Origin of the sequence: Helicobacter canadensis MIT 98-5491 (assembly GCF_000162575.1) — a bacterium.
Classification (GTDB): Bacteria; Campylobacterota; Campylobacteria; order Campylobacterales; family Helicobacteraceae; genus Helicobacter_D; species Helicobacter_D canadensis.
In genome coordinates this window covers 1,149,622-1,162,424 of record NZ_CM000776.2, presented here as the reverse complement: position 1 = coordinate 1,162,424, position 12,803 = coordinate 1,149,622, and the positions used below count along the sequence as shown (strand labels likewise).

Genomic DNA, 12,803 nt, shown 5'->3' with positions numbered 1-12,803 from the left:
TTATAAATGAAATTTGAGTTTTTAAAGTTAAAAAAGTGGCAAAATGATAAAATAATTCTATAAAAAGGAGTTTGTTATGAAAGGTGAAAAATTTATTGTTAAATCTCATATTTTAGGATTTGAAGATGTAAGTGAAGTGGAGTTGGCTGAGATTGATGATGGGGCTTTAGCATTTTTATCAATGGTGGGGAGAGATGCCGAATTACTTTTGATTAATCCTTATAAAGTGCGAGAATATTCTTTTGAAGTGCCTGCTGGTATTCAAGCTTTGCTTGATATGAAAGCGGATTCTAAAGTGAAAGTTTTTTGCGTATTTGTGCGAGAAAAACAAACCGAAATTCGTATTAATTTCTTAGCACCAATTATTTTAAATTACGACAATCACACTTTGGCTCAAGTAATTCTAACAGCAAAAGATTATCCAAACTTTGGTGTAGCTGAATCAATTAAAGATTATATTAAAGAATAATCTAGATTGCCTCTTTCTAAGCTTAATGATCAACAAAGGGAAGCCTCTTTAGCGCCTAGTGGTTATAATCTTATTATTGCCTCAGCAGGAACTGGCAAAACCTCTACAATTGTAGGCAGAATCTCCTATCTTTTAGAAAGTGGGATTTTGCCTAATGAAATTTTATTGCTTACTTTTACCAATAAGGCTGCACAAGAAATGTTGAAGCGGCTAGAATTGAGATTTGATTCTAGAATCGTTAAACAAATTGAAGCAGGCACTTTTCACGCAGTAGCATATCGTTATCTAAAGAATAAAAATTCAATTATCTTAAAACAGCCAAGAGAGCTTAAAGTGCTTTTTAAAAGCCTCTATGATAAAAGGATATTTACGCATATTTCCCAAACTCCACCTTATGGGGCAAATTACTTATATGATACTTTTTCTTTGTTTCAAAATGCGACCACAAGCGATGATTTTTTGACTTGGCTTCAAAATAGAAATTCTGAACAAGCGCCTTATGCGGAGATTTATTTAGATGTTTGGGAAGAATTTAAGGGGCTAAAAAAAGAATATCATTATGCAGATTACAATGATTTATTGCTTTTTTATAAGGAAGAAATTCTAAAAGATAAGCTTCAATTTAAAGAGATTTTGGTGGATGAATATCAAGATACCAATCCTTTGCAAGATTCAATTTTGCAAACTCTTAATCCCCCTTCTATTTTTTGTGTGGGAGATTATGATCAAAGTATTTATGCTTTTAATGGTGCAGATATTAGTATTATTGGGAGTTTCAAAGATCGATATCCCAATGGAAATATTTATAGTTTAACCAAGAATTATCGTTCTACAGCTCCAATTTTAAATCTAGCTAATCGGGTGATTGAAAAAAATCCTAGAATCTATCCTAAAACTTTGGAGGTGGTTAAAACGCAGAATTTTGGAATGCCAACTTTACTTGTTTATGATGAATTGTTTTTACAATATCAAGGTATTGCCAATAAAATTAAATTATCTAATCGTCCTTTTAGGGATGTGGCAGTTATTTTTAGAAATAATTCTAGCGCAGATGGGATTGAAGCGAGTTTGAGAGAAATTGGGATTCCAACGCGGAGGAAAGGTGGAATTAGTTTTTTTGATTCTAAAGAAGTAGCATATATTTTAAATCTTTGTTCATTGCTCTATAATCCCAAAGATATGATGTCTTTTATTCATGTTTTAAGTCATGCTAAGGGGATTGGAAATGCTATGGCAAAGGATATTTATGAAGCTTTGTTGGTTTTGGGTGAGGGTAATGCTATAAAGGGACTTTTAAAACCTGATCAAATGATTAAAGAACCTTATAAAAAAATAGTGCAAAATACACAATTGGGGCTTTTTGATGAATTTTTTGCAATGGGGAACATTGAAAGATTTAGCTATTTGGAGAGTGATTTTAAGCATAATTCAATTTTAAGTCACCCTAAGCTTACTAAGGAAGGGGCTGAATTTCTTGATTCACTTTATTTATTTTTTGGTAGTTTTGGCGTAAATGATAAACCTGCTTTTTTGATTAGCCAAATTATTCGATTGCCAATTTTTAAAAAAGTAGCACAAAAATTAGCAAAAGAGCGATCAATTACTAAAGATGGCAGAATTAATGAGGAAAAATATCAAGAATCCTTAGAAAGGATTGAGAGAAAAATATTTTTACTAAGGGATTTGGCAAGTCATTATCAAGAAATTGGAAGATTCTTGAATGCTATGATGCTTGGTTCTAGTGAAATGAGTGAAGGGGAGGGCGTGAATTTATTAAGTATTCACGCAAGTAAGGGGTTAGAGTTTAGCGAAGTGTATATTGTGGATTTAATGGAAGGGAGATTCCCTAATAAAAAGTTAATGAGTCAAAGCGGAAGTCTAGAAGAAGAAAGAAGACTTTTTTATGTAGCAGTAACACGTGCAAAAGAAAATTTATATCTTAGTTATGCTAGAAAAGATGTAATGAAAAACATTGCTTATGAGGGTTCAATTTTTCTTTATGAAGCTGGATTGCTTCATAAAGGTAATTAGTCTTAGTTTTCTTGTAAAAGGTTAATTACTTTTTTGGAATCATCCTCTATTTCATGGAAAGTGTGGATGATTGTATCAACGCTTTCTTTGGTGAGTGGTTTTTTCAATTCTTCTAATGCAATGTTTGTATTTTGAATTAATTTTTCTTTTGCATTGTTGAGAGATGGCATATCTAGGTGGATTTCCTGAATTTTCTCTTGATCATCAAGATGTTTGGAGATAGGGTTGATTTCATTGAAATTGCAAGTTTGTTTTTTGAGATTAAAACTTAAGTAAAGATTAGATTTATAAACAATGTGTTCTAATTTTGAAACACTTAAAATGAATTTATTGGAAAGGTTTTCAAAAACCTCTTTAAGTGTTTTTGTGGTTTGTTCCATATAGCTAAAGATAGAGTTAAAATGCATAATATGATTATGTGTTGAGTTTGCAAATTCTGAAACTTGTTTAAAATTATCTTGAATACTAGCGATTTCTTGCTGCATAGTTTGCACCACGATAGAAATATCATTAGTGGCTTTATGTGTCTTTTCTGCGAGTTGTCTGACTTCATCGGCTACTACCGCAAATCCTCTTCCATGTTCTCCAGCTCTTGCCGCTTCAATACTAGCATTAAGTGCTAAAAGATTAGTTTGATTTGCAATATCACTAATGATTTCAACTACAGAATCAATATCTTTTGATTTTTGGGCAAAACTTTCGATAGTGATAGAATTGTCATTGATAATTTCCATAAGTTCATCAATGGATTTGGTGATAGAAACAACATCCTCTTGCGAATTTTTTGCTGAAGTTGTGATACTTGTCACATTTTCATCTACAATGCTCATATTTTGTATATCATTGTCCAAATCTAAAGAAATTTTTGTTAAATTTTCATTTTGACTGCCTAAACTCATATCCATTAAAGATTTGGCAAGAAAATTAGAAAGATTATCTTTGGCATTTTCTTCAATTTTCATTAAGGCTTTATTGATATTTTCAATATTTGCAGCAAACGCACTATTTAATCCTTGTGGAAAGGCTAAGCGATAATATTTGCCTTCTTGTGAACATCGAATGGCTGTAGAAATTTCACGCATAAAGGCTTCAAGATTATCAATGACGCTATTAATATTATTAGCAAAAGTGCATAAGTCATTGTCTCCTTTGATATGTATGATTCTTGCTTCAAATTTTCCTTGTTGCCAAAGTGCTGATATTTTAAGAATCCTTTGAAGGAAATCTAATCTTTTTGCAGATTTGAAATAGATAAATATTAGAAGAATAATTAGAATACCAAAAGTGATAAGATTGATGGATAAGCCAACAAAAATAGCTTCTAAAGCTAACCCCACAATGCCTAAAATAATCGCAATAATTAAAAGATTTTTCATCTGTATCCTCCTGTTTTTCCCTTATTCTGCAGATCAATAATGAATTTATCCCAAGTTATGTTATTTTCTTTTAGAAAGTCTAAAGTGAATTGAATAGCTTGATTAACCCCTTGTGTTTTTTCTATTTCAAGAAGTTTGCTATAAATTTTGCTTATAGTTTCTACACCTTCTTTGCTTGGGCGTCTTCGCACGGAATAATAGCCTACTACTTGACCTTTGTCATCATAGGAAGGTGTAACATTGGCAAAGACCCAATAGGTTTTTCCTGTTTTGGAGAGATTGCACACAAAAGCAAAAAATTCCTTTTTTTCTTTAAGAGAGTCCCACAAAAGTTTGAATGCCGTTTTTGGCATTTGTGGATGACGGACAAGGCTATGGGGTTTGTTTAAAAAATCCTCTTCTTTATATTCCCCATAGTGAATAAAATCTTCGTTGCCATAGGTTATTTTACCTTTTAAGTCCGTTTTGGAGGTAATGAGTGTATTGTCCTTTAAAAAAAGTTCATTGGTGGGCATATAGATATTCCTTAGAGTTTTTTTATATTAAAATATAGACATTTTATAGAATAAAGAGTTAAAAGATGATTAAAAATAGGTTTTAATTTTTGGAGTTTCTTTTATGGATGTTAAGTTATAGAATTATTAAATTAAAATCTTTAAAGTATATCTATTAAAATTAATTTTAGATTATTGTTTTAAATAAAGCAAGAAACTTTGTGTATAATTCTATATAAAATTTTAGTTTTTGGTAACTCTGATAAAGGAAAAAAATGAGTAAAAATGAAATATTAAAGTCATTTTTGGATCCAAAAGAAGCATTAAAGCTGTATGATTTAGACATTTTTACTTTGGGGAAAATGGCAGGAGCTATTCGAGAGGAATATTTTGGCAAAAAGACTTTTTTTAATTCTAATCGCCATTTAAATCCCACCAATGAATGTTCAGATATTTGTAAATTTTGTGGTTTTTCGGCACATAGAAAGAATCCAAATCCTTATACTTTAAATAAAGAAGAAGCTTTAGAGCAAGTTGAAATAGCTATTAATAATGGAGCATTAGAGATACATATTGTAGGGGCACATAATCCTAAATTGAATCTACAATGGTATTTAGATCTCTTTAAATCCATTAAAGAAAAATATCCGCACATTCATATTAAGGCGCTTACCGGTGCTGAAGTTAATTTTTTATCTAAAATTTCCAATAAGTCTTACCAAGAGGTTTTGGAACTTATGGCTGAAAATGGTGTGGATTCAATGCCTGGAGGTGGGGCGGAGATTTTTGATGAGACAATTAGAGAGTATATTTGTAAGGGCAAGGTGGATTCAACAAGATGGCTTGAAATTCATGGATATTGGCATTCTTTGGGTAAAAAATCAAATGCGACAATGCTTTTTGGGCATATTGAAAGTAGAGAACATCGAATTGATCACTTATTGCGTCTTTATCATCAACAAGAAAAATCGCAAGGCTTCAATGCTTTTATTCCACTTGTGTATCAAAAAGAAAATAATTTTTTGAAAGTTAAAAATTTCCCTAGTGGGCAGGAGATTTTAAAGACAATTGCGATTAGTCGGATTTTACTTCCTAATATCCCTCATATTAAAGCTTATTGGGCGACTTTAGGGTTAAATCTTGCATTGGTGGCACAAGAGTTTGGGGCTGATGATATTGATGGAACAATCCAAAAAGAAGCTATACAGAGTGCAGCAGGAAGTAAAAGTGCTAATGGGATTTTAAAAGATGAATTAATTACGCAGATTAAAGATGCAGGTTTTACTCCAGTTGAACGCGATAGTTTATATAATGAAATTAAAATTTATTAAGGAGGGAAAATGCAATATTATAGCTATGAGATGTTTAAAGAGGATATGAAAGAATTGATTTTAAAAATTGATTTTAATCCTGATGGAATTGTTGCAATTTCAAGGGGTGGTTTAACAATGGCTCATTTTTTGGGAATTGCATTGGATTTGCGAATGGTGTATAGTATCAATGCCGCTTCATTTTTTAACAAAGTGCAGCAAGAAGTGAGAATTTCAAATATTCCAGAACTTTATGGGAATCAAAGGGTTTTGATAGTGGATGAAATTATTGATAGTGGCACAAGCATAACAAAAGTTAAAAATATTCTACAAGAAATTAATTCTAATATTGACTTTAAAACTGCATCTATTTTTTATAAGCCAACAGCGACTTTTAAACCAGATTTCTTTTTGCGCGAAACAAAAGATTGGGTGGATTTCTTTTGGGAAGTAGATATTGTAAAAGAGATTAGGGAGCGTAATCTCTAAAACACAAAAATCTCTGCAAAATTATTTTTTTAGGCAAGATTCGCATACGACATACAAAAGCATATCGTGCCCTACAAGCTTTGCTTTGTAGGATTGTGCGACTTCAATTTGTAATTTCTCAATTTCTTCATTGCAAAATTCTTCAATTTTTCCACATTCTACACAGATGATATGGTCGTGATGCAAACCACTTGCAATTTCATAGCGTTTGCCACTTTTATCTACTTCGATAGAATGCACAAAGCCTTCTTTTTCTAAAAATGATAAAATGCGATAGATTGATGAAATGCTGGCATTTTTGCAGGTTTTTTTGATGGCAATAAAAATATCTTCAGGACTTAAGTGTCCCCCATCTTCATAGATTACTTTTAGAATGTATTCTCTTTGTTTAGAGTTTTTAAGGTTATTTTTTTTGATAGAAAGGTGTAATCTATCTAGAATTGTTTTCAGAGATTCTTTGTATTTTTTCATATTAATTCCTTTTGAATGCTTTTAACAAAATTTTAAGGATTATAGCAGAATCAAGCCATTAAATCAAAAATAAAATAATAATTATTTTTATTAATAATTAAGATAATAATAATTATCATTTTATTTTTTAAACTGAATGTAGTAAATATAAAATTTACTGATAAATTTTTATTTGATGAGGATTTTTTATGTCAATTTTAGTTATTGGTGGAGATGAGATTGCTTCTATTAGGGCTGTTTTGAGTAATTTTGGTTGTAAAAAAGTTACGCATTGGGATGCTAGGAAAGAAAGTATTAATCACAAGGATATTCCTCAAAATACGGATTGCTTAGTGATGCTAACTAATTTTTTAAACCATAACACAATGAGAAAATTTCGCAATGAAGCAAAGAAGAAAGAAATTCCTATTATCTGCACAAAAAGAAGTGTGAGTTGTCTTTATTGTGAATTTATGAAAACTTTTGGAAAAAATTGTTGTAATTGTTAAGATAGATGTTGATATTTTAAGCCTTTTTTAGTATTATTTTTCGAGCTTAATTTTATTTATTTTTTAGGAGAAAGAGATTATGTCTCCGGATTTATTAGAACCGCTTGGTAGTCTTACGATTTTGATTGTTGAAGATGATGTAATTGCTCTTGATTTGTTGAAGGCACCATTGGAGCGTAGATGTCGTAAGATTCTCACTGCAAATAATGGAGAGGAAGCCTTAAAGCTTTTTAAAAATAATGTTGTGGATATAGTCATAACTGATATTAATTTAGAGGGTAAAATTGATGGTATTACAATGGTAGAATCAATGCGAAAAATTAATTCAACATTTCCTGTTGTTTTTATGACTGCTTATAGTGATGAAGAAAAGATTTCTAGAATTGTTGAGTTAAATTCTGCCTATTTTATTAAAAAAGCGGTAGATTTAGAGGAATTATTTGTTTTGCTGCTTTCCATTAATAAACAACTTTGTAAAGAACAAATGATTGATTTAGGGCAAGGCGTATTTTATCGCAAAAGGGATAAATCTATCGTAAAGGGTTATGCAATCTTTGAGCTAACTGAAAGGGAATGTCGAATTTTGGAATTGTTAATCAAAGCAGAAAATTTTCCTGTGACTTATGATGAATTCCGCAAAAAAGTTTGGAAAGGACAACAAATGACAATGGATTCCTTGCGTATGCATATTAATAATTTACGCAGGAAAACTTATTATGATTTAATTAAAAATCACTCTAGGATGGGTTATAAGATTGTAAGAACTCTCTAAGATAAATAAAATGGGATTTTTACTGCTCAAAATATGCAAACTTTTCTTAAAAAAATATATGCTAGAATCTTGCTAAGAATATTTATTTTTTAGTTAAATTGGAATATTGATGAAATTTTTTTTGAGAATTTTTTTTACTCTTTGTATTATTGCTTTTATCGCCATCATTATTTTTGTCTCACAATTTTATTATGAAATCTATAAAGACACCGATAAGATTGTGGAGTATAATCCACCTATTACAACGCAGATTTTTGATAGAAAAGGACGCTTGATTGCAAATTTATTTGACAAGGAATTTCGTTTTTATGCTAAATTTGAGGAGATTCCTCCTCGTCTTATTGAAGCACTTTTAGCTATAGAAGACACTTTATTTTTCGAACATCCCGGAGTGAATTTAGATGCTATTATGCGTGCAATGCTAAAAAATATTAAAAGTGGGGGTTATGTAGAAGGTGGTAGCACTATTACTCAACAACTGATTAAAAATGTTGCATTAACTCGAGATAAGACTATTGAGCGCAAACTTAAAGAAGTGCTTTTAGCTTTTCAATTAGAAACAATTTTAAGCAAAGAACAAATTTTAGAACGCTATTTAAATCATACTTATTTTGGGCACGGATTTTATGGGATTAAGACTGCTTCACAAGGATATTTTCGTAAAGAAATGAATGAATTAACGCTAAAGGAAATTGCAATTCTTGTGTCTTTGCCTAGAGCGCCTAGTTTTTATGATCCTACAAAGAATTATGATTTTTCTTTAGCAAGAGCAAATAATGTTTTACAGAGAATGGAGGAGCTAGGTTGGATTAGCAAAGAGCAATTAGATGAAGGTATTGCAGAATCTCCCAAAGTGTATGATGATACTTTAACGCAAAATGTTTCTCCCTATGTGGTTGATGAAGTGCAGCGACAGCTAAAAGATATTACTAATTTAAAAAGTGGGGGTTATAAAATCTATCTCAATATTGATTTAGATTATCAGGAAATTGCACAAGAATCTTTACTTTTTGGATATGAGCAGATTCTCTCTCGGCACAAAGATGATAAAAAAATGCAAGAAAAACTTAATGGAGCTTTTGTGGTGCTTGAAAGTAAGACGGGTAAGATTCTTGCATTAGTTGGTGGAGTTGATTATCAAAAAAGCCATTTCAATCGAGCAACACAAAGCAAAAGGCAAATTGGCAGTAGTATCAAGCCTTTTTTATATCTTAGTGCCTTAAATTCAGGGTTAGGGCAAAACTATAGAATTCCAGATATTACAAGAACTTATGAATATAGAAATGAAGGAAAAAATAAGAGATGGCAACCTAAAAACTATACTCCTAATATCAATGGTTATGTTACTTTAAAGGAGGCATTAAGAAGATCATTAAATCTTGCAACTATTAATTTAGTTGAGGAAGTCGGATTTGATAAAATTTATAGAGAAATTTTGAATTATGGTTTTAGTAATGTTCCAAAAGATTTGACAATTTCACTAGGAAGTTTTGGTTCATCTCCTTTGGAAATGGCAAGAAATTTTATGGTTTTTTCTAATTATGGCAAAGTAATTGAGCCTAGATTAATCGATCGAATTATTGATAATGAAGGAAATATTGCTTATTCTCAAGAAGAATCAAGCGATTTAAGCACCCCACAACAAAGTTTTTTGATGGTAGATATGTTAAGAGATGCGGTGCAAAATGGAACAGGGAAACGAGCTAGGGTTAATGGAATTGAGCTTGCTGGTAAAACAGGAACAACAAATGAAAATATTGATGCTTGGTTTTGTGGGTTTTCACCTAGTATTGAAGCAGTAGTTTGGTATGGCAAAGATGACAATACTGCAATGGGTAGTGGAGAATCTGGGGGAATTGCACCGGCATCAGCTTTTTCGTATTTTTTTGAAAGGATTTTAACAATTGATCCTGGGTTGGATCGGAAATTTAAAATACCAGAAGGTGTGCGAAGTCAAGTGATAGAAGGTGAAGTGATTTATTATACCGATAAATCTCCTTTGCGATACAATCCAAATAAAAATCAAAATGGGATTATTTTTTAATGAAAGTTTTTTTAAAGAGATTTTATCCTTATATCAGAGAATACAAGCTTTATTTTTTTTATGCTATTATAGGGACGATTATGGTGGCAGTTGCAAGTAGTGCAAGTGCCTATTTAGTTAAACCTGTTTTGGATGATATCTTTATTAAAAAAGATATAACTATGTTGCAAGTTTTACCTTTTTTAGTGGTTTTAGCCTATTTTTCTAAAGGACTTGGAGCCTACATTCAAACTTATTATATGAATTTTGTGGGACAAGATATTGTAAGACGACTTAAAGATATTTTGTTAGACAAAATGCTAACTTTTGAAATGGAATTTTTCAATCGCTATCGCAATGGAGAGTTGATCTCTAGAATCACCGGTGATATTGGTGCGGTGCAGGGTGCAGTGTCAAATTATTTTATTGAAGGTATTAGGGAGAGCTTGACTATATTAGGACTTGTTGGAGTGGTGATTTATCAAAGTCCTGAGTTGGCTTTTTATGGGCTTGTAGTAATGCCTTTAGCGCTTTATCCTATCACGCTTATTGCAAGAAAAATGCGCCACGCTTCTGCAAAAATGCAGCAAAAGAATGCGGATTTGTCTGCGAAATTGATAGAAATTTTTAATAACATTGAATTAATTAAGGCAAGTTCTGGAGAAACTATAGAAAAAGAAGAATTTGCAAAACACAACAAGGATCTTTTTAAGCTTTCTATGAAAACGGTGCGTGTTTCGGAATTAACTTCGCCATTAATGGAAACTCTAGGGGCAATTGCGATTGCTGTGGTGATTTTTATTGGGGGGCATAAAGTTATCAATAACGAGATTTCCACAGGGGCGTTTTTTTCTTTTGTAACAGCACTTTTTATGCTTTATACGCCCTTTAAACGCGTAAGTGGTCTTTATGCTAAAATACAAGTTGCTTTTGCTGCTGGGGATAGAATCTTTGAAATGCTAGATAGAAAAGCTAAAATTAAAGATGGAAGTGAAGTTTTAAAGAATGAAGTAAAAGAGATTGCTTTTAGGGATGTGGATTTATTTTATGGAGAAAAACAGGCTTTAAGTAAAATTAATCTTACAATTCACAAGGGTGAAAGTATAGCGTTAGTAGGAAGTAGTGGAGGAGGTAAAAGCTCACTTGTAAATTTATTGTTGCGTTTGTATGAGCCAAATAACGGAAGTGTAGAGATAAATGGTTGTAATATTCAAGATTTTACTCAAGCTAGTTTGAGGTCAAAAGTGGCGATTGTTACGCAGCGAATATTTATTTTTAATGATAGTATCGCAAAGAATATTGCTTATGGAGGCGTAATAGATGAAATAAAAGTTAAAGAAGCGCTTCATAGAGCAAGAATCTTGGATTATGTTGAATCGCTTCCTAATGGAATTCATACAATTTTAGAAGAGTTTGGGGCAAATTTAAGTGGAGGGCAAAGGCAGAGAATTGCTATTGCAAGAGCACTTTATAAGAATCCTGAGATTTTAATTTTAGATGAAGCTACAAGTGCATTGGATAATAAAACAGAAGAAGAATTTAGAGATGCACTTAATGAAGTCATCAAGGATAGAATTGTTATTATTATTGCCCATAGGTTTTCTACGGTTTCTTTAGCCAATAGAATTTATTTCTTTCAACACGGAAGAATTATTGCTAATGGCACACAAAAGGAGTTGTTAGAAAAATGTGAAGCTTTTAAGGAATATTATAAAAATCTTTAATTTTCTTATTTTAAATTATGATATAATTAAATAAAATTTTAAGTAAGGCGCTAAAATGTCAAATCTATCAAATGTTGATCAAATAACCAATCTCCATAGAAATAATGAATTGCAACTTCTTTGTTTTAGGTTAGAGAAAGATAAAGATTTATATGCAGTGAATGTTTTTAAGATTCGTGAGGTAGTGAAATATCGAGGAGAAATCACAATTGTTTCTCATGGGGGAAGTTCATTGGTGGAAGGGTTAATCACAATTAGAGAATTAACTATTCCACTCATTGATTTAAAAAAGTGGTTTTATTATGATTCAAGAGATAAATCAAGAAACCTTGAGCCTTATGGAATTAAGCGAGAAGATGGCGATGATGAAGTTATTATGATCTGCGAGTTTTCTAAATGGACGGTTGGTGTTAGGATTTATGAAGCTGATCGAATCTTGAATAAAAAATGGACAGAGATAGAACAAAGTGCTGGAATTGGAAATTCAGGATTAAATAGTAAATTAGTGAGCCGAACGCGTTATTTTGATGGACGCTTGGTTCAAGTTGTAGATATTGAAAAAATGTTGGTTGATGTATTTCCTTGGATTGAAGATGAAAAAAATGATGAAATTGACAAAATTAAACAAATTGTAACAAGCAATGAAGTTTTATTGGCAGATGATTCTCCAAGTGTTATTAAGACAATGCAAAATATTCTCAATAAACTTGGAGTAAGCTATAAGACTTTTTCCAATGGACAAAAATTGCTTGATTATATTTTTGCTAAAGATACAGATATTTCTAAAATAGGGATTATTATTACTGACTTAGAAATGCCAGAAGCAAGTGGATTTGAGGTTATTAAGCAGGTCAAAAATAATCCTTTAACAGCTCATATTCCTGTTGTTGTTAATTCTTCGATGAGTGGAAGTAGTAATGAAGATATGGCTCGTTCTTTAAAAGCTAATGAGTTTATTTCAAAATCTAATCCAATAGAAGTGGAAGACGCATTAAGACGCTTTATGATTAAATAATTTTTTTGCTCCAAAAGGGCTTTTAGCCCCAGAAATACGAAATATACAAATATATATATTGACTTAAATCAAATCTTTTATCCTCCTTAAGTGCTATAATTTTCTCGCATTAAAAATGCTAGTGAAATTAAGGAGGCATAT

12 protein-coding genes are annotated in these 12,803 nt (G+C 31.4%); 9 read left to right on the top strand and 3 right to left on the bottom strand.

Annotated elements, in window-relative coordinates:
- The first annotated feature begins 76 nt into the window (after positions 1–76).
- Positions 77–469 (top strand): flagellar assembly protein FliW, encoded by a 393-nt coding sequence (gene fliW, locus HCAN_RS05740; protein ID WP_006655814.1) that lies wholly within the window; start codon positions 77–79, stop codon positions 467–469.
- A 6-nt stretch (positions 470–475) separates the two neighbouring features.
- The gene (locus HCAN_RS05735) at positions 476–2,500 is read left to right on the top strand and encodes an ATP-dependent helicase (RefSeq protein ID WP_006655813.1); all 2,025 of its coding nucleotides are present in this window, start codon (positions 476–478) and stop codon (positions 2,498–2,500) included.
- A 2-nt stretch (positions 2,501–2,502) separates the two neighbouring features.
- Here HCAN_RS05735 and HCAN_RS05730 read toward each other — a convergent pair whose 3' ends face one another.
- Together HCAN_RS05730 and HCAN_RS05725 are read right to left on the bottom strand one after the other, a co-directional pair.
- On the bottom strand, positions 2,503–3,876 hold the full coding sequence (locus HCAN_RS05730; RefSeq protein ID WP_006656893.1) for a methyl-accepting chemotaxis protein: 1,374 nt from the start codon (positions 3,874–3,876) through the stop codon (positions 2,503–2,505).
- Positions 3,873–4,391 (bottom strand): PAS domain-containing protein, encoded by a 519-nt coding sequence (locus HCAN_RS05725; RefSeq protein WP_006655810.1) that lies wholly within the window; start codon positions 4,389–4,391, stop codon positions 3,873–3,875. The genes HCAN_RS05730 and HCAN_RS05725 overlap by 4 nt, the downstream gene beginning before the upstream one ends.
- A 254-nt stretch (positions 4,392–4,645) precedes the next feature.
- On the opposite strand from HCAN_RS05725, the gene mqnE reads away from it, so the two are divergent.
- Both mqnE and HCAN_RS05715 read left to right on the top strand, forming a co-directional pair.
- Positions 4,646–5,701: an aminofutalosine synthase MqnE gene (gene mqnE / locus HCAN_RS05720; RefSeq protein WP_006655809.1), complete on the top strand. Its 1,056-nt coding sequence runs from the start codon at positions 4,646–4,648 to the stop codon at positions 5,699–5,701.
- Between the two features lie 9 nt (positions 5,702–5,710).
- Positions 5,711–6,169: a phosphoribosyltransferase gene (locus tag HCAN_RS05715; protein ID WP_006655808.1), complete on the top strand. Its 459-nt coding sequence runs from the start codon at positions 5,711–5,713 to the stop codon at positions 6,167–6,169.
- 21 nt (positions 6,170–6,190) lie between these two features.
- On the opposite strand, the gene fur is transcribed toward HCAN_RS05715, so the two are convergent.
- A complete protein-coding gene (fur, locus tag HCAN_RS05710) occupies positions 6,191–6,640 on the bottom strand; it encodes a ferric iron uptake transcriptional regulator (protein WP_006655807.1) in 450 nt (149 codons plus the stop codon).
- Positions 6,641–6,828: 188 nt separating this feature from the next.
- On the opposite strand from fur, the gene HCAN_RS05705 reads away from it, so the two are divergent.
- The 5 genes from HCAN_RS05705 (at position 6,829) to HCAN_RS05685 (ending at position 12,662) form a co-directional block, all read left to right on the top strand.
- Positions 6,829–7,128, top strand: a complete 300-nt coding sequence (locus HCAN_RS05705) for a DUF2325 domain-containing protein (RefSeq protein ID WP_006655806.1) — start codon at positions 6,829–6,831, stop codon at positions 7,126–7,128.
- Between the two features lie 79 nt (positions 7,129–7,207).
- Positions 7,208–7,900 (top strand): response regulator transcription factor, encoded by a 693-nt coding sequence (locus HCAN_RS05700; protein WP_006655805.1) that lies wholly within the window; start codon positions 7,208–7,210, stop codon positions 7,898–7,900.
- 109 nt (positions 7,901–8,009) lie between these two features.
- Positions 8,010–9,944, top strand: coding sequence for a transglycosylase domain-containing protein (locus HCAN_RS05695; protein WP_006655804.1), 1,935 nt, complete (start codon positions 8,010–8,012; stop codon positions 9,942–9,944).
- Positions 9,944–11,647 carry an ABC transporter ATP-binding protein gene (locus tag HCAN_RS05690; protein WP_006655803.1) on the top strand — a complete coding sequence of 568 codons (1,704 nt, stop codon included), beginning with the start codon at positions 9,944–9,946 and terminating at the stop codon, positions 11,645–11,647. Before HCAN_RS05695 ends, HCAN_RS05690 begins: the two co-directional genes overlap by 1 nt.
- A gap of 55 nt (positions 11,648–11,702) precedes the next feature.
- Entirely contained in the window at positions 11,703–12,662 is a 960-nt protein-coding gene (locus HCAN_RS05685) for a chemotaxis protein (RefSeq protein ID WP_006655802.1), read from the top strand.
- The last annotated feature ends 141 nt before the right edge of the window (positions 12,663–12,803 follow it).